The sequence below is a fragment of the Umezawaea sp. genome (assembly GCF_036375055.1).
Classification (GTDB): Bacteria; Actinomycetota; Actinomycetes; order Mycobacteriales; family Pseudonocardiaceae; genus Umezawaea.
On the sequence record NZ_DASUSQ010000064.1, the window covers coordinates 27864 to 44390 of the forward strand.

Here is a 16527-nt window from a genome sequence, read left to right on the forward strand (position 1 = left end):
GCGCTAGACGTTCGCCGTCTCGGCGGCGATCGTCGTGCTGTCGCCGTGTCCGGTGTGGACGATCGTCTCCGGGGGCAGCGGCAGCAGGCGCGCCCTGATCGACGCGACGATGGTGTCGAAATCCGAATAGGACCGACCGGTGGCGCCGGGACCGCCCTGGAACAGCGTGTCGCCGGTGAAGACGACCCCCAGCGACGGCACGTGGAAGCACACGGCGCCCGGCGCGTGGCCGGGCGTGTGCAGCACGTGGACCTCGCCGCCGCCGACGGTGATGACCTGGCCGTCGGCCAGGTCGCCGTCGGGGGCGCGGTCCGGGTGGGTCAGGTCCCACACGACCCGGTCCGCCGGGTGCAGCAGCACCGGGGCGCCGGTCGCCTCGGACAGCGCCGGGGCGACCCGCACGTGGTCGTCGTGCGCGTGCGTGGCCAGGATCGCGACGACCTCGCGGCCGTTCACCACCTCGAGGATCGCGTCCACGTCGTGCGGCGCGTCGATCACCGCGCACTCCTCGTCGTCGCCCAGCACCCAGACGTTGTTGTCCACGTCGAAGGTCTGGCCGTCCAGCGAGAAGGTGCCGGAGGTGACGCCGTGGTCGATCCGCATCAGAAGACCACCACCGAGCGCAGGACGTCGCCCTTGTGCATCTTCTCGAACGCGGCCTCGACGCCGTCGAGCGGGATCTCCTCGCTGACGAACGCGTCGAGGTCGAGCCTGCCCTGCTGGTAGAGGTCGACGAGCATCGGGAAGTCGCGGCTGGGCAGGCAGTCGCCGTACCAGCTCGACTTGAGCGAGCCGCCGTGGCCGAAGAAGTCGATCAGCGGCATCTCGATCTTCATGTCCGGCGTCGGCACGCCGACCAGGACGACCGTGCCCGCCAGGTCGCGGGCGTGGAACGCCTGCTTCCACGTCTCCGGCCTGCCGACGGCGTCGATCACGACGTCCGCGCCGAAGCCGTCGGTCAGCTCCTTGATGGCCTCGACCGCGTCCACCTCGCGGGCGTTGACGAAGTGCGTGGCGCCGAAGCCCTTGGCCCACTCCAGCTTCCGCGGGTCGGTGTCCACGGCGATGATCTTCGCCGCGCCCGCGAGCCTGGCACCCGCCACCGCGCCGTCGCCCACACCGCCGCAGCCGATGATCGCGACCGAGTCGCCGCGGCCGACGCCACCGGTGTTCATGGCCGCGCCGATGCCCGCCATCACGCCGCAGCCGAGCAGGCCGACGGCGGCGGGGCGTGCGGTCGGGTCGACCTTGGTGCACTGGCCCGCGTGCACGAGGGTCTTCTCCGCGAACGCGCCGATGCCGAGCGCGGGGGACAGCGCGGTGCCGTCCTCCAGCGTCATCGGCTGGGCGGCGTTGTGGGTGTTGAAGCAGTACCAGGGCTTGCCGCGCTTGCACGCCCGGCACGAACCGCAGACCGCGCGCCAGTTCAGCACGACGAAGTCACCGGGCTCGACCTCCGTGACGCCCTCGCCGACCTGCTCCACGATGCCCGCGGCCTCGTGGCCCAGCAGGAACGGGAACTCGTCGTTGATGCCGCCCTCGCGGTAGTGCAGGTCGGTGTGGCAGACACCGCAGGCCTGCACGCGCACCACCGCCTCGCCGGGGCCGGGGTCGGGGATCACGATGGTCGTCAACTCGACCTGCTGCCCCTTGCCCCGAGCGATCACGCCGCTGACTTCCTGCGCCACGTCGTCCTCCGTTTTCGCCGCACGTCGTCGTACTTGAAGTCGATCAGTCAACCAGGCGTTCGCCGTCGAAGACACCCAGGTCCTCGCGGTAGAACTCGATGCCCACGCCGTTCGGGTCGCGGAAGTACAGGCTGTCGTCCACGCCGCGGTCCGGACCCAGGTACTCCACGCCCTCGGCGTCCAGGGTGGCCTTCGCCGCGGCGAACTGCTCCGCGGACACCGACAGCGCCAGGTGCTGCACGGCGCCGATGGTCTCGCTGAAGTCGGGGTGGTCGTGGCCGGGGAAGTCGAAGAACCCCAGCAGGTTGCGGTGGCCGATGTCGAAGAAGAAGTGGCTGGAGCCCGCGTAGTCGCGGTTCTCCACCAGCTCCACCAGCGGGAACCCGAGGAACTCCTGGTAGAACTTGATCGTCGTCTCGACGTCGCGGCAGATCAGCGCGATGTGGTGCACGCCCCTGGTGGGCGAGGGCCCGCGGTCGGCGAGCGGCGTGAGGTACTTGGTCCGCAGCTCGTCCCGACGGGCGCGGACGGCGTCGAGTTCGGCGCCCTCTGGCTGTGGCATGAGGTGCTCCTCCGGTCGCTGGTGGTGCTGCCAACGGCAATGGTAGTTGCGCGTTCAATTTCTTGCCCGGTCATCGGTCGTTGCGCAGCACGCACAGCGTTCCGTCACACGCAACAACCTGCGCCCACGGCGGCGTCCTGTCAAGACGTCCGACCGGGTACTCCCCGTGGACGACGAGGAGCGCCCGCTCCGCGAGGCGGAACGGGCGCTCCCAGTGGTGGTGGTGTGGTCGGTCAGTCCATGTCGCGCTTGTCGCCGGGCCACTCGCCGGTCAGCTTGTCGTACCCGGTGGCGCCACCGCGGTCGATGGCGGCCTTGACGAGCCCGAAGATCGCGCCCTGCACGGTCGCGGCGAGCAGCACCTCGGTCCACGACCGGTCCTGCTGGGTCGGGGTCGGCGCTTCCCTGTCCCCGGAGATGAGCTTCCAGACCTGCCCGAACGCCTTGCCCGCCAGCACACCGCCGAGCACGCTCACCGCCATGCCGAGCGGGCGGTAGAGGATCTTGTTCATCACGCCCTCCCGCGGGTGAGCTTCCACAGCACGAACAGCACCGCGGCGATGATCCCGGCCGTGGCGACCGGGTGCTTGCGGGCCTGGGCGGCGACGGGCTCGGGCAGCGCGCCCACGGCCTGGTCGGCCTTCGCCTTCACCTGCGGCGGGATCGCGTCGACCACGTGCGCCGCGGCCTCGGACGCCTTGGCCCTCGCCTCGTCCGCCTTGACGCGGACCTGCGGCGGGATGGCGTCCACGGCCTGCGCGGTGACCGTCGCGGCCTTGGCCTTCACCTGCTGCGCGGTCTCGGCGGCCCTGTCACCCACCTGCGAGGCCGTCTCGGCGGCCTTGGCGGTGGCCTCCCTGCTCTTCACCTTCACCTGCTGCGCGGTCTCGGCCGCCTTGTCGCCGACCTGCGCCGCGGTCTCCCTACCCTTGGCCTTCACCCGCGCGGGCACGTCGGCCTTGTGCGCCAACGCTTCCACGGTGTCGCCGAGTTCCCTGCGCGTCTTCTCGATGTCGGCGCGCAACTCCGCCGGGTCGGTGGGGACTTCCTTCTGGCCGCTCATCGGTGTGCCCTCTCGCTTACCGTGGCGATGTCCTGCTTCACGCCCTCGATCGCCTGTTCAGGAACGGGTGGTGTGCCCTTGTCGATCTGCTTCTTGCCGATCAGCGCCACGATCCCCGCGACGGCGAAGACGCCGAGCGCGACGACGAAGGCGGCCAGCCACGGAGCCATCACCGTGGCCAGGAGGAGCACGAGCCCGGCGATCAGGGACATCACGCCGAACCACGCGAGGACGCCCGCGCCGCCGAACAGCCCGGCACCGACGCCGACCTTCTTGCCCTTGGCCTGCACCTCCGCGACCGCGAGCTTGATCTCTTCCCTGGCCAGCCTGCTGACCTGTTCCGTCAGCCGGCCGACGAGCTGCGCCGTCGACGCCTCACGCACTGTGCTGTCCATGACCGCCTCCTCTCTCTGAAGGGCGGTTACCCCGATGCGCCGATGTCAACCACCTGGTGTGGTGAATCCGTCCGGTGGTTACCCCTCCGGCCATGACCGACAAGGCCACAGAGCGGATGCCCGCCGCGCCAACGGACCTCCCGAAGCGATCGTGGTGGGAGGTGCTCAAGCGGACGGTCAAGGAGTTCAACCGCGACAACCTCACCGACTGGGCGGCGGCGCTCACCTACTACGGGGTGCTGTCGCTGTTCCCCGGACTGCTGGTGCTCACGGCCGCGCTGGGCCTGATGGGTCCGTCGGCGACGCAGTCGCTCGTCGACAGCGTGAACAGCCTCGGTCCGGGGCAGGCGCGCGACATCATCGTCGGCGGGATCGAGGAGCTCCAGAGGACGAAGTCGTTCGCGGGTCCCCTGGCGGTCATCGGTCTGCTGGCCGCGCTGTGGTCGGCGTCGGGGTACATCGGCGCGTTCATGCGCGCCTCGAACTCGATCTACGACGTCGAGGAGGGGCGCCCCTTCTGGAAGGTGATCCCGCTGCGGCTCGGCCTGACCCTGGGCGTGGTGGTGCTGCTGGTGATCACCGCGGCGGGCATCGGGCTCAGCGGCGGCGTGGCCGAGGAGGTGGGCCGGTTCCTGGGACTCGGCTCGACCGCCGTCACGGTCTGGGACATCGCGAAGTGGCCGGTGCTCCTGGTGCTCGCGAGCCTCGCGATCGGCCTGCTGTTCTGGGCGTCGCCCAACGTGCGCCAGCCGAGCTTCCTGTGGATCACCCCCGGCGGCGCGCTCGCGGTCGTCGTCTGGATCATCGCCTCGCTGGGGTTCGCCTTCTACGTCGCGAACTTCAGCTCGTACAACAAGACCTACGGCGCTCTCGCGGGCGTGATCGTCTTCCTGGTGTGGCTGTGGATCTCGAACCTGGCCCTGCTGCTCGGCGCGGAACTCGACGCCGAGCTGGAGCGGGGTCGCCGGATCGAGGCGGGGCAGTCGCCGGAGCACGACCCGGTGGCCCCGCCCCGTGACACCAGGGCGATGGACGGCGACCGGGCGTAGACCCGGCCGCCTCCCGCACGGCTACTCGGCCGCGCCCTGCTGCGCTTCGGCTTCCTTGCGCACCTCGTCCATGTCGACCTTGCGGGCCTGGTCGATCAGGTCCTCCAGCGCCGCCTCGGGCAGCGCGCCCGGCTGCGCGTAGAGCACGATCCCGTCGCGGACGATCATCAGGGTCGGGATGGACCGCACCTGGAACGTGGCGGCCAGCTCCTGCTGGGCTTCCGTGTCGACCTTGCCGAAGACGATGTCCCCGTGCTTCTCGGACGACTTGTCGTAGACCGGCGCGAACTGGCGGCACGGACCGCACCACGAGGCCCAGAAGTCCACCAGGACCATGTCAGAACCACCGACGACCTCGTCGAAGTTCTTCGTGGTCAGCTCCACCGTGGCCATTCGTCCTCCTAGCTCGACTTGCAGTCCTTGCGCCCCGTCCAACGCGCGGGCGACCTCCAGGATTCCCCAGGGAATTTCAACTCGCTGTGGACATCTTCAACAACGAGTTGTAGCTTTTCGCCACCACACCTGGAGGCGCCGTGCTGATCCGAAGGCTTGCCGTTACCGCCCTAGTCCTGTCCACGCTGGTGGCCTGCGGGAACGACGACGGGGCCGCACCGGCCGCGTCCGGAGGGCCGCAGCCGTCCACCGAGTCGATCGTCTCGTCCGTGAAGAAGGACGACGCGCTCGCCGCGGGCCTGCCGCCCGCCATCGCGTCCGCGGGCAAGCTGCGGATCGGCTCGAACATCCAGAACCCGCCGAACAACTTCTACGCGGAGGACGGCAAGACGGCGAAGGGCTCCGAGGTCGACCTCGCCAAGGCCGTCGCCGCGAAGCTCGGCCTCCAGGTCGAGTACAGCGACATGGCGTTCAGCTCGCTGATCACCAGCCTCCAGTCCGGCCGGATCGACCTGACGATGGCGGCGATGAACGACACCCCCGAGCGCCGGCAGGCGATCGACTTCGTCGACTACTTCACCTCCGGCATCACGATCATGGTGCAGAAGGGCAACCCCAGCTCCGTCAAGGGGCCGGACGACCTCTGCGGCAAGGGCGTCGCGGTCAACCTGGGCACCAGCCAGGAGGCCTACGCCAAGGAGCAGAGCACGAAGTGCGTCGCCGCGGGCAAGGGCGAGGTGACCGTGACCTCGACCGACAGCGACACGCAGAACCAGAACCAGCTGCGCACCGGCCGCGTCGCCGCGATCCTCAACGACCTGCCGACCGCCGTGTACGTGGCGCAGACGGCGGGCAAGGGTGAGTACTTCGAGGTCGTCAAGGCCGACCCGATCAACGGCGGGCCGTACGGCATCGGCGTGAACAAGTCGAACCCGGAGCTGACCAAGTCGGTCCAGGCCGCGCTCCAGGCGCTGGTGGACGACGGCACCTACGGCAAGATCCTGGCCGAGTGGGACGTCGCCCAGGGCGCGATCGCGAAGGTGACCGTCAATGGCGGGTGAGGACCTCCAGGTCGTCCCGATCCGGCACTGGGGCCGCTGGGTCGTCGGGGCGCTGATCCTGGGGCTGCTCGCGGCGCTCGGGTTCGCGCTGGCCGACGCGCGGATCCTCTACGAGGACGTGCCGGGCTTCTTCACCCACGAGATCATGATCAGCGGTCTGGTCAACACCGTCGTCCTCGCGGTGTGCGCCCAGGCCGGGGCGGTCGTGCTGGGCGTGGTGCTCGCGCTGCTGCGCCGGTCGCCCAACCCGGTGGCCCGCTGGTTCGCCTGGGGCTACATCTGGCTGTTCCGCGGCCTGCCGGTGCTGCTCCAGATCCTGCTGTGGTTCAACCTCGCGCTGGTGTTCGAGTTCATCTCCGTCCCGGTGCCGTTCACCGACGCGTTCCTGCTGCACGAGCCGACGAACGTGCTCATCACGGCGTTCGTGGCGGCGCTGCTGGGGCTGGGGCTCAACGAGAGCGCGTACATGGCGGAGATCGTCCGGGCGGGCCTGAACAGCGTCGACCCCGGCCAGATCGAGGCCGCGAAGGCCATCGGCATGACGCCGGGGAAGACGTTCCGGCGGGTGGTACTGCCGCAGGCGATGCGGGTGATCATCCCGCCCACCGGCAACAACTTCATCAACATGCTCAAGGGCACGTCGATGGCGTCGGTGATCGGGTTCCTGGAGCTGATCCACGCGGCCAACCGGATCTCCTCGGGCAACCTGGAGATCATGGAGACGCTGATCGCCGCCGCCCTGTGGTACCTGATCGTGGTGAGCGTGGCCAACGTCGGGCAGTACTACCTGGAACGCGCCTACGGGAAGGGTGTCCGGTGACTCTCGTTCGTGCGCACGGGGTGCGGAAGTCCTACGGGTCCACCGAGGTCCTCAAGGGCGTCGACCTGACCGTCGACGAGGGCCAGGTCGTGTGCCTGCTCGGGCCGTCCGGCGCGGGCAAGAGCACGTTCCTGCGGTGCGTGAACCACCTGGAGACGATCGACGCCGGTCGGATCTGGGTCGCGGGGCACCCCGTCGGGTTCGTGCTCAAGGGCGGGAAGCTGCACGAGCTGCCCGAGCGCGAGGTGGCCACGCAGCGGCGGGACATCGGCATGGTGTTCCAGCGGTTCAACCTGTTCCCGCACCGCACCGCGCTGGAGAACGTGACCGAGGGGCCGATCCAGGTCCTGGGCCGTCCGCGCAAGGAGGCCGAGCGGGAGGCGCTGGAGCTGCTGACCCGCGTCGGGCTCGGCGACCGCGGCGGCGCGTACCCGCGCGAGCTGTCCGGCGGGCAGCAGCAGCGGGTCGCCATCGCCCGTGCGCTGGCGATGAAGCCGAAGGTCATGCTGTTCGACGAGCCGACCTCGGCGCTGGACCCCGAGCTGGTGGGGGAGGTGCTCGACGTGATGGTGGCGCTGGCCCGCGACGGGATGACCATGATCGTGGTGACCCACGAGGTGGGGTTCGCCCGCGAGGTCGCCGACCACGTCGCCTTCATGGTGGACGGCGCGATCGTCGAATCCGGGACGGCTCGGGAGGTGTTGGACAATCCGCGACATCAACGCACGCGCCAGTTCCTCGCAAAGGTGCTCTAGGTGACTACTCGGCTCCCCGCCTCCTACCTGGTCCAGTTCCACGAGCCGGAGGGGTACCTGGACTTCGGGCGGTTCGGGCCGCCCTCGCACGCCGTGGTCGACACCTCCACGCGGTTGCTGGAGGCGTCCGCCTCGGCCGGTCCATCCACTGTGGACGATCTGATGCGGCAGGAGCTGCGGGCCAAGGCGGCCGCGGCCCGGCTGTGCCGCAGCGACACCGACCACGTGACGCTGCTGCCCAACACCAGCACCGGCCTGTTCCAGGTCGCCCTCGGGGTGACCGGTCAGGTCGTGGTGTCCGCGGCGGAGTTCCCGGCCAACACCTACCCGTGGCAGCGGGCCTGCCGCGCCGAGGTGCGGTGGATGCGGCCTCCGCGCGGCTGGGTGACGCCCTCCGCCGTGCGCGACGCGCTGACCCCGGAGACCACCGCCGTGTCGGTGAGCGCGGTGGACTTCCGCACCGGCTACCGGGCCGATCTCGCCGCGCTGCGCGAGGTGGTCGGGGACCGGCTGCTGGTCGTGGACGGCATCCAGGGCTTCGGCGTCGTCGACGAACCGTGGGAGGTCGCCGACGTGCTCGTCGTCGGCGGGCAGAAGTGGCTGCGCGCCGGGTGGTCCACCGGGTTCATGGTGCTGTCGGACCGGGCGCTGGAGCGGCTGGTCCCGACGGTGTCCGGGTGGACCGGGGCGTTGGACGCCGGGCTGTTCGACGACGACGTGCACCCGGTGGCCGAGGGAGCCGCCGGGTGGTCGATCACGAACCTCAGCCCGATCGCCGCCGGTGCCCTGGGGCACGCGCTGGAACTGGTGGAACTCGGCGGCGTGCAGGCCATCGGCGCCCGGATCGCGGAGCGGTTGGACGAGGTGACCGAGGCCGTTCACGCGGCGGGAGGCGAGGTCGTGTCGGCGCGGGACCGCCGCGCCGGGATCCTGGCCTTCACCGTGCCGGAGCACCCCGCCTCCGTCGTCGGCGCGGCGCTGGTCGACGCCGGGGTCACCGCCACCGTGCGGCCGGAGCACGTGCGGATCACCCCGCACGCGTCCACGACACCGGAGACGATCGCCCGGTTCACCGCCGCGCTGCGCGGTGTCCGGCGGCCGGTGCCGCCGATCGCCCACGCGGTCGAGCAGGTGTCCGGCGGGTCGGACGTGCTGGCCGCGCTGGTGCCCACCGTCAACAGCCTCGCCGCCGCGCTGGGGGCCGGGACCGAGGTCGTGCTGCACGACCTCGGCGCGCTGCCCAACTCGATCGTGGCCATCGCCGGTGACCTGACCGGGCGCGAGGTCGGCGGACCGATGACCGACCTGCTGCTGGGTCTGGTGCGCCGGGGGACCACCCAGGACCTGACGAACTACGAGACCTACGCGCCGGACGGGCGGGTGATCCGGTCGTCCACGGTGTTCCTGCGAGACTCGGACGGCGTGGCCGTCGGGTGCCTGTGCGTGAACAGCGACCAGGCCGTCGCCGGTCGCGTCGAGCGGGTGGTGGAGACGTTCCCCGGTGACGTGGACACGTTGCAGCGCCTGCTGGTCGAGCGCGCGGTGGCCGACGTGGACGTGCCGGTGCCGCTGATGAAGAAGGTGCACAAGTCGACCGTGGTGCGGGTGCTGGACGACGCCGGGTACTTCCTCATCAAGGACTCCGTCGACCACCTGGCCGGGGCGCTGGACGTCACCCGGTACACGATCTACAACTACCTCAACGAGATCCGGGGTACCGCGAAGGCGGGCGGGTGAGCACGGGGCCGGGCGCTCCGACGCCCGGCCCCGCACGGCCCTCGACCAGGGAGCGGAGCCCCGGAGTGGGCGCCAGACCCAGGTTCGCGCGGAGGAGGCGGCTGAACCGGGTGAACGCGTGCACCGCCTCGGACTGGTTGCCCTCCGCCAGGTGGACGCGGATGAGGGCCGCGTGAGCGCTCTCCCGCAACGGGTCGGCCCGCACCACGGCGCCCGCCGCGGCCGTGGCGTCACCGAAGCGCCTCGCCTCGACCAGGCCGTCCACCACCGCTTCCAGCGCGTGGAGCCGGAGTTGGCGCCAGTCCTCGGCTTCGACGAGGACCCACTCGTCGTACCAGAGCGGGAGCAACTCCGACGACAGGGTGGCGACCGCCTCCACACCCAGGTCCGCCGCCGCGTGCGGGCCCGCGTCGAGCAGGCGGTGGGCGAGCGCCCGCGCGTCGTGCAGGTCGACCGTGACCCCTGGGGCGAGTTCCAGGCTCGACGGGGTGATCAGCAGCGTCCGCCTGCCCGCGTCGTTCATCCGGATCAACGTCGACCTCAGGGCGGCGTAGGCGTGCCCCTCGGACGAGTTCGTCCACAGCGAACCCGCCACGAGCAGCCTCCCCACCGCTCGGTGGTGCAACGCCGTGAACGCGAGCAGGCGCTCCGCTCCTCCGGAGACGGGAACGGCCCCGGTGCTCCCGGTGAGCTGGAACCCGTCGAGGAGGGTGACGCGCAAGCCCGTCGCGGTGGGTGGGTTCGGCGCCGACACCGGTGTGGTGTCGAGCAGATCCGAAAGGATGATCACGGGAGAGCCCTTCGACTTCGCCCCGCACGTCCTGCGCACCCGCTGCCGAAGTCGGAGCCTGCTGGGACCGGACCGCCTGATGGCCTCTTCCGATCACGCTACCAGCCTGGGTGTGGTGGGCGACCTCGGTTCACGAAAGCCTTGCCAGCTCTCGAATCCGGCACGCGTGGTGGTCGGGTGCGCGCCGTTCAAACCACTCGTTCAGGGGTCCGCTCCGCCACCCCGTGGTAAGGGGTGGCGGAGCGGATCCGCCTTCCGAGGTCTGGTCGTCCTCGCGCGGGCGGGCGCTACGACTCGCAGCTGTCGCGAAGGTCCGGGGGCACGCCGACGGGGCCGCAGGAGTCGGTGTCGACACCGCCGTTGAGGGTGTCCTCGGCGGAGTCGGTGCCGGGGCCCCTGAGCCTGTCGTTGCCCGCGGAGCCGGACAGGGTGTCGATCCCGAGGCCGCCGTTGAGGATGTCGTCGCCCACCCCGCCGGTGAGCGTGTCGTTGCCGTCGCCGCCGTGGATCGTGTCGGCCGAGGACGTTCCGGTCACGGTGTCGTTGCCGCCGTAGCCGTAGACGGTCTTCCCGGGGCTGGCACCCGTGCAGTCGATCGTGTCGTTCCCGCCGGAGCCGTGCACGGTGGTGTCCGTCTGCGTCACGCCCGGACCGATCACGCACGGGGAGGCCGCCGATGCGCTGCCCGCTCCCGCGACACCGCCCAGCACGATGACTCCGGCGGCCAGGATCGGGTAGAGCTGTCGAATTCGCACTGTGGTTCTCCGTTTCGAGTTCGGAATTTCGGATGAGCACATCGTGCGATACGTGGCGTTACCGGTGCGTGACGCGGTGTGGTTGCCGTGGGACGAGGGGTGGGTTTTCCGCTTACCTGAATTCGATTCGCTCTTTTCGGGGTGGTCGAAATCGAATTCCCGGCGCGGGTCGACCGCGGTCCGAGTGGTCGGGTATGGCGGCTGACGTGCGGTGGGGCCATGAGGGAGCGGCCCTGGTAGGTGCGGCCATTTGGGCTACAAACGCCCCGATCAATTCATCGCGGGTATAGCGTGGAATGTGTTCCCGAACCCCGGTGGCGCGCTACTCCCGCACTAGCTCACCAGCTCGTTCGAATTGTGCTGGTGCATGCGCGCGCTATCCGCGTTCACGCAGTCTGTGCGCCGCACAGACCATCCTCAACCGTGCTCCAGGAAATGAAGCCGTCATGCGTCGAATCCGTACAGTTCTGCTCCGGGCAATGTTCGGCACGACCGTCGTGGTGGGGGGACTGGTCGCCTTGCCCCAGGCGGCGCAGGCCGTCACGATCCCGGTGGCGTGCAGCGAGAACGCGCTGGTCGCAGCCGTCACCCTGGCCAACTCCACCCCCGCCGCGGACACCCTCGTCCTCGCCGGGGGCTGCACCTACGGCATGACCACCAGCCACGGCGGCGCCGCGAACGCGTTGCCGGTCATCACCACCCCGATCGAGATGGTCGGGCCCGCCACCGTCACGAACGCCTCACTGCTGCGCCTCGGGTTGTTCCGGATCGCCGAGGTCGGCCCGACCGGCAGCCTCACCCTCACCACCGGGGTCGCGTTCACCAACGGCAACGTGCTCGGCGACGGCGGCGGCATCCTCAACCACGGTGCCGTCACCCTCACCGGGAGCACCTTGACCGGCAACACCGCGTTGGGCGACGGCGGCGGACTCGCCAACGCGGACACCCCGTCCGGCACCGCGCCCGCCGCGACGTTCACCAACAGCCCGGTGTCCGGCAACACCACCCTGCTCGGCGACGGCGGAGGCATCTACAACGGCCTCCGCGGCACGCTGACCGTCACCGGGGTCGCGGGCAGCCCCCTGTTCATCACCGGCAACACGGCGGGCAGGGGCGGCGGCATCTCCGCGATCAACTCCACCGCGACGACCCTGACCCAGACCGCCGTGACCAGCAACCACGCGCTGCTGCTCGTGGGCGCCTCCGGCGGCGTCCACCGCCAGGGCGGCACGATGACCACCACCGACACCCCCATCACCGCCAACACCCCGAACAACTGCGTCGGCAGCACCCCGGCCGTCCCCAACTGCACCGGCTGACCCCGCGCCGCTGTGCCGGCCCCGACCGGCACAGCGGCGTTCGTCGGTGTCGGGTCAGCGGGTCGTCCAGTGGCCTGCCGTGCCCCGGTGCACCGCCTCGTGGACGGCGTCCCTGGCCCGGTTCGCCTCGTCGTCGGACAGCGTGCGGCTCAGGTCTCGGAGGACGATCCTCAGCAGCACGTTCTTCTGACCCGGTAGCGCCCCCAACCTCGCCGCGGCCGACGGCGGCAACTCCTCGACCGGGGTCTCCGACAGCACCTCGATCTCCTCCGCCAGATCGCCGATGGCCGTGCGCACCTGGTCGCCGAGGGTCTCGTCATCCGCCTGCTCGTCCACCGCGACGGACAGGTCCCGCACCACCGGTGGGTGCCTGGAGACCTGGCGGTACGGGGTGAGGTCCAGCATCTGGTCGGCGATCCTCGGGTCGGTCGCCGAGAGCAGCCTGATGTCGGTGATGCCCTTGCGGAGCATCAGGAGCCGGTCCAGGCCAAGGCCCAGCGCGATGCCCGTGACGGTGGTCGGCAGGCCCGCCCCGTCCAGTACGTGCCTCGCCGCGAGACCGCACTCGGCCACCTCCAGCCACCGGCCGTCCAGGAGGACGTCCACCTGGCTGCCGTTCTCGGTGTACGGGTGGGTGGCCGGGACCAGGCGCAGGGTGGCGTCGGGCAGCGCGCCCCTGATCGCGGTGACGACCAGGTCGTCCAGGTCCCGCGGTGTGCGGCTGATGCGCCACAGGTCGAGCTGGTGCGGGGTGCCGGTGTGCAGGCGGTCCACCGCGTCCCTGCGGTAGACCGCGCCCACGCACGCCAGGAGGACGTCGTCCCAGGTGTCGCCTTCGGCCGCCAGTCGCCTGAGCGACGAGGGGATCATGGCGCTGGCGTGGCTGCGGAGCACCCGTTCGGCGTCGACGTACCTGGTGTAGCGCGCGTCCCTGGTGATGGCGTCCGGCGGGTAGCCGAGGTTGGTGTAGTTGTCGGCGATCGTGGTGACCGGGTCTTCGCGGACCACGCGCAGGTCGGCGGTGGTCCTGGTCGCCGCGAGGACGTCGTCCACGATCAGTTGGACGGCGTGCTCGCCCTGTGCGGGGTCGCTGAGGTCGCGAGGGAGCATGGTGGGTCCTGTTCGGTGGGGTGGACGGGCGGGGGACTCCCCTCGGCCGGTCCGTCACCGGGTACGTGTCAGCGCGCGCTGAGGACCCCGGCGACCGGTGCTACCGGCCGGGGGTGGGTAAATCGGCGCGTCACGTGCACGTGCCAACCGTAGCAGCGGGATCAAGCATGATGTGCGCATGCTGACGAACAAGGGCGCCGACTTCGAGGAGTTCTGGGCCGAGCGCCACCTGTGCACGCTGACCACCGTGCGCGCCGACGGGACGCCGCACGTCGTGCCCGTGGGGGTGACGGTGGACGCGGAGGCCGGTGTGGCGCGGGTCATCACCTCCGGTGCCTCGCACAAGGTCCGGCACGTCCTCGCCGGTGGCGAGGCGGGCGTTCCGGCCGCCGTGTGCCAGGTGGACGGTCGTCGGTGGTCGACGTTGGAGGGGCGTGCCGTGGTTCGGCACGAACCCGAGGTGGTGGCCGACGCCGAACGGCGCTACGCGGCCCGCTACCGGACGCCGCGGGTGAACCCGCAGCGCGTGGTGATCGAGATCAAGGTCACCCGAGCGCTGGGGACCGTGTGATCGCGGTCGTCGGCATCGGCGTCGACGGGTGGGAAGGGCTGTCGCCCGCCGCCCGTGACGAGATTGAGGCCGCACAGGTGCTGATGGGCGACGCCCGGCAGTTGGAGATGGTGCCGGGCGACTTCGAGCGGGTCACGTGGCCGTCGCCGATGCTGCCCGCGCTGCCGGGGCTGTTCGAGGCGCACCGGCACCGGACGGTGTGCGTGCTGGCCAGCGGTGATCCGCTGCACCACGGGATCGGGTCGACGTTGATCCGCTTGCTGGGCGCCGACCGGGTGCGCATCGTGCCGCACCCGTCGTCCGTCTCGCTGGCGTGCGCCCGGCTCGGGTGGGCCGTCGACGACGTCGAGGTGGTCAGCACGGTCGGCAAGCCGGTCGAACTGCTGCACCCCGTGCTGCACCCCGGTCGCCGGGTGCTCGTGCTGGGGTCCACGCCATCGGCGGTCGCCGACCTGCTCGCGGCTCGCGGCTACGGCGACAGCGTCGTCACGGTGCTGGAACGCCTTGGCGGGCCTCGGGAACGGGTTCACCACGATCTGTCCTCTGTGGACTCACTGCACGTGCTGGCGATCGAGGTCGTCGGTACCGCCGTCCAGCCGCGGGTGCCGGGACTGCCCGAGTCCGCCTACGAGCACGACGGCCAGATCACCAAGCGCGAGGTGCGGGCCGTGACGCTGGCGCAGCTCGCCCCGGTGCCCGGTCAGCTCCTGTGGGACGTCGGAGCGGGCGCGGGCAGCATCGCGGTCGAGTGGGCCCGCGTGCACCCCGCGTGCCGGGCGATCGGGATCGAGCACCACCCCGAGCGGGCCGAGCGGATCGGCCGCAACGCGCGGAACCTGGGCGTGCCGGGCGTGCGCGTCGTCGTCGGCAAGGCCCCGGAGGCGCTGGTGGGCTTGGAACGCCCGTCCGCGGTGTTCATCGGTGGAGGTCTCACCGTGCCCGGTGTCGTGGAGGCGTGCTGGGAGGCCCTGCTGCCGGGTGGCAGGCTCGTGGTCAACGCCGTGACGATGGAGTCCGAGGCCGTTGTCGCCGCGTGGCACCCGAGGCTGGGCGGCGACCTGACCCGGATCGCGATCAACCGGGGCTCGCCGGTCGGCGGGTTCACCGGCTGGCGCCCGCACATGCCGGTCACCACGTGGGCCGTGACGAAGGAGACCGAGTGACCGTCCACTTCATCGGTGCCGGACCCGGTGCCGCCGACCTGATCACCTTGCGCGGAGCCACGTTGATCGGCTCCTCACCGGTCTGCCTGTACGCGGGCGCCCTGGTGCCGGTCGAACTGCTGGACCACTGCCCCCCGGACGCACGGCTCGTCGACACGGCGAACCTGACGCTGGACCAGATCGTGGCGGAACTGGTGGCAGCCCACCGGGCAGGCCAGGACGTGGCCCGCCTGCACTCCGGCGACCCGTCGGTGTTCAGCGCCATGGCCGAACAGATGCGCAGACTGGACGCCGAGGGCGTGCCGTACGACGTGACGCCGGGTGTACCCGCCTTCGCCGCGGCGGCGGCATCGCTGAAGCGCGAACTGACCGTGCCGGGCGTCGGTCAGACGGTCGTGCTGACCCGAACCTCGGCCCGCGCCACCCCCATGCCACCCGGCGAGGACTTGACGACGCTGGGCGCACCGGGCGCGACGATGGTGCTGCACCTGGCCGTGCAGCGCATCGAGGAAGTGGTGGCGGAACTGGTGCCGAACTACGGCGCGGACTGCCCGGTAGCCGTGGTGGCCCGAGCGAGCAGGGACGACGAGATCGTCATTCGCGGAATACTTTCGGATATCGCAAAAAAAGTGATCGAAGCAGAAGTAAAACGCACGGCGGTCATCGTGGTGGGCCGAGTCCTGGGCGCCACCCAATTCCTGGACAGCCACCTTTATTCAGCAGAACGCTGCCGCCCATGACAAGAAATCCGAACACCATTCCGGAAGCGCCGCCCTAACCGAACTAGCTGCGGACCAGCGAGGCAGTGCCCGGTCGGGACCCACGCAGCCGGGCTGTCCCTGACCCGGCTCCTGGGCTGGCCGGCCTGGTCTTCGCCGGGATGGAGGGGTGGTGCCTTGTCTGGACTGGCTGAACCGGGCTCTCTCCGGCCCGGCCCTCGGACCGGCTGGCCTGGTCTTTCCCTGGACCGGCGGGGCACTGCCTTGTCTGGACCCACTGTGCCGGGCTTTCCCCGACCCGGCTCCGGACTGGCCGGCCTGGTCTTCGCCGGGACTGGAGGGGCACTGCCCTGTCCGGACCCACTGAATCCGGCCCTCCCCAACCCGGCCCCCGGACCGGCTGGCCTGCTCTTCCTCGACCTGCCCCCCGAACCGGCTGGCCTGCTCTTCCCCAACCTGCCCCCGGACCGGCTGACCTGGTCTTTCCCCCCCCGTCCGCTGAACCCGGCCCTCCCCCGACCCACTGAACCCACCCCGGCCCCCAGGCCCCACCAGAACCGCCCCAACCGGACCCGCA

At 70.8% G+C, this 16527-nt stretch carries 19 protein-coding genes; 9 read left to right on the forward strand and 10 right to left on the reverse strand.

Translation table 11 applies throughout. The features are described 5' to 3' along the window. Positions 1–3 precede the first annotated feature (3 nt). The 6 genes from VFZ92_RS17945 to VFZ92_RS17970 form a co-directional block, all read right to left on the reverse strand. The gene (locus VFZ92_RS17945; RefSeq protein WP_330877093.1) at positions 4–603 is read right to left on the reverse strand and encodes an MBL fold metallo-hydrolase; all 600 of its coding nucleotides are present in this window, start codon (positions 601–603) and stop codon (positions 4–6) included. Next, positions 603–1688, reverse strand: a complete 1086-nt coding sequence (locus VFZ92_RS17950; protein ID WP_330877094.1) for an S-(hydroxymethyl)mycothiol dehydrogenase — start codon at positions 1686–1688, stop codon at positions 603–605. The genes VFZ92_RS17945 and VFZ92_RS17950 overlap by 1 nt, the downstream gene beginning before the upstream one ends. 43 nt (positions 1689–1731) lie before the next feature. Beyond that, positions 1732–2250, reverse strand: coding sequence for a VOC family protein (locus VFZ92_RS17955; RefSeq protein ID WP_330877095.1), 519 nt, complete (start codon positions 2248–2250; stop codon positions 1732–1734). A gap of 233 nt (positions 2251–2483) precedes the next feature. Beyond that, positions 2484–2762, reverse strand: coding sequence for a DUF4235 domain-containing protein (locus VFZ92_RS17960; protein ID WP_330877096.1), 279 nt, complete (start codon positions 2760–2762; stop codon positions 2484–2486). Next, positions 2762–3313: a DUF3618 domain-containing protein gene (locus VFZ92_RS17965; RefSeq protein ID WP_330877097.1), complete on the reverse strand. Its 552-nt coding sequence runs from the start codon at positions 3311–3313 to the stop codon at positions 2762–2764. The genes VFZ92_RS17960 and VFZ92_RS17965 overlap by 1 nt, the downstream gene beginning before the upstream one ends. Then, entirely contained in the window at positions 3310–3708 is a 399-nt protein-coding gene (locus VFZ92_RS17970) for a phage holin family protein (RefSeq protein ID WP_330877098.1), read from the reverse strand. Before VFZ92_RS17970 ends, VFZ92_RS17965 begins: the two co-directional genes overlap by 4 nt. A 92-nt stretch (positions 3709–3800) precedes the next feature. Between VFZ92_RS17970 and VFZ92_RS17975 the strand changes: the two genes are divergently transcribed. Then, positions 3801–4757, forward strand: coding sequence for a YihY/virulence factor BrkB family protein (locus VFZ92_RS17975; RefSeq protein WP_330877099.1), 957 nt, complete (start codon positions 3801–3803; stop codon positions 4755–4757). Positions 4758–4778: 21 nt separating this feature from the next. On the opposite strand, the gene trxA is transcribed toward VFZ92_RS17975, so the two are convergent. Continuing rightward, on the reverse strand, positions 4779–5150 hold the full coding sequence (trxA, locus tag VFZ92_RS17980) for a thioredoxin (protein WP_330877100.1): 372 nt from the start codon (positions 5148–5150) through the stop codon (positions 4779–4781). A 140-nt stretch (positions 5151–5290) separates the two neighbouring features. Between trxA and VFZ92_RS17985 the strand changes: the two genes are divergently transcribed. Genes VFZ92_RS17985 through VFZ92_RS18000 form a run of 4 tightly spaced genes read left to right on the forward strand, consistent with a single transcriptional unit; the run spans position 5291 to position 9523 of the window. Next, complete coding sequence (locus tag VFZ92_RS17985; RefSeq protein WP_414719928.1) at positions 5291–6211, forward strand: ABC transporter substrate-binding protein; 921 nt, start codon at positions 5291–5293, stop codon at positions 6209–6211. Further along, complete coding sequence (locus VFZ92_RS17990) at positions 6201–7031, forward strand: amino acid ABC transporter permease (protein WP_330877101.1); 831 nt, start codon at positions 6201–6203, stop codon at positions 7029–7031. Before VFZ92_RS17985 ends, VFZ92_RS17990 begins: the two co-directional genes overlap by 11 nt. Continuing rightward, positions 7028–7786 (forward strand): amino acid ABC transporter ATP-binding protein, encoded by a 759-nt coding sequence (locus VFZ92_RS17995; protein ID WP_330877102.1) that lies wholly within the window; start codon positions 7028–7030, stop codon positions 7784–7786. Before VFZ92_RS17990 ends, VFZ92_RS17995 begins: the two co-directional genes overlap by 4 nt. Beyond that, the gene (locus tag VFZ92_RS18000; protein ID WP_330877103.1) at positions 7787–9523 is read left to right on the forward strand and encodes an aminotransferase class V-fold PLP-dependent enzyme; all 1737 of its coding nucleotides are present in this window, start codon (positions 7787–7789) and stop codon (positions 9521–9523) included. It abuts the gene before it with no gap. Here the strand turns inward: VFZ92_RS18000 and VFZ92_RS18005 are convergent. Both VFZ92_RS18005 and VFZ92_RS18010 read right to left on the reverse strand, forming a co-directional pair. After that, the gene (locus tag VFZ92_RS18005) at positions 9486–10313 is read right to left on the reverse strand and encodes an AfsR/SARP family transcriptional regulator (RefSeq protein ID WP_330877104.1); all 828 of its coding nucleotides are present in this window, start codon (positions 10311–10313) and stop codon (positions 9486–9488) included. The genes VFZ92_RS18000 and VFZ92_RS18005 overlap by 38 nt on opposite strands. A gap of 287 nt (positions 10314–10600) precedes the next feature. Further along, a complete protein-coding gene (locus VFZ92_RS18010) occupies positions 10601–11068 on the reverse strand; it encodes a hypothetical protein (protein ID WP_330877105.1) in 468 nt (155 codons plus the stop codon). A gap of 479 nt (positions 11069–11547) precedes the next feature. Between VFZ92_RS18010 and VFZ92_RS18015 the strand changes: the two genes are divergently transcribed. Further along, entirely contained in the window at positions 11548–12387 is an 840-nt protein-coding gene (locus VFZ92_RS18015) for a hypothetical protein (RefSeq protein ID WP_330877106.1), read from the forward strand. A gap of 54 nt (positions 12388–12441) precedes the next feature. On the opposite strand, the gene VFZ92_RS18020 is transcribed toward VFZ92_RS18015, so the two are convergent. Then, on the reverse strand, positions 12442–13497 hold the full coding sequence (locus VFZ92_RS18020; RefSeq protein WP_330877107.1) for a hypothetical protein: 1056 nt from the start codon (positions 13495–13497) through the stop codon (positions 12442–12444). A gap of 178 nt (positions 13498–13675) precedes the next feature. Here VFZ92_RS18020 and VFZ92_RS18025 point away from each other — a divergent pair, with 178 nt between their 5' ends. The 3 genes from VFZ92_RS18025 to cobM are packed head-to-tail and all read left to right on the forward strand — an operon-like array spanning position 13676 to position 15971. Beyond that, positions 13676–14068 carry a pyridoxamine 5'-phosphate oxidase family protein gene (locus tag VFZ92_RS18025; RefSeq protein ID WP_330877108.1) on the forward strand — a complete coding sequence of 131 codons (393 nt, stop codon included), beginning with the start codon at positions 13676–13678 and terminating at the stop codon, positions 14066–14068. Continuing rightward, positions 14065–15231 (forward strand): precorrin-6y C5,15-methyltransferase (decarboxylating) subunit CbiE, encoded by a 1167-nt coding sequence (gene cbiE, locus VFZ92_RS18030; RefSeq protein ID WP_330877109.1) that lies wholly within the window; start codon positions 14065–14067, stop codon positions 15229–15231. Before VFZ92_RS18025 ends, cbiE begins: the two co-directional genes overlap by 4 nt. Next, positions 15228–15971, forward strand: a complete 744-nt coding sequence (gene cobM, locus VFZ92_RS18035; RefSeq protein ID WP_330877110.1) for a precorrin-4 C(11)-methyltransferase — start codon at positions 15228–15230, stop codon at positions 15969–15971. Before cbiE ends, cobM begins: the two co-directional genes overlap by 4 nt. The last annotated feature ends 556 nt before the right edge of the window (positions 15972–16527 follow it).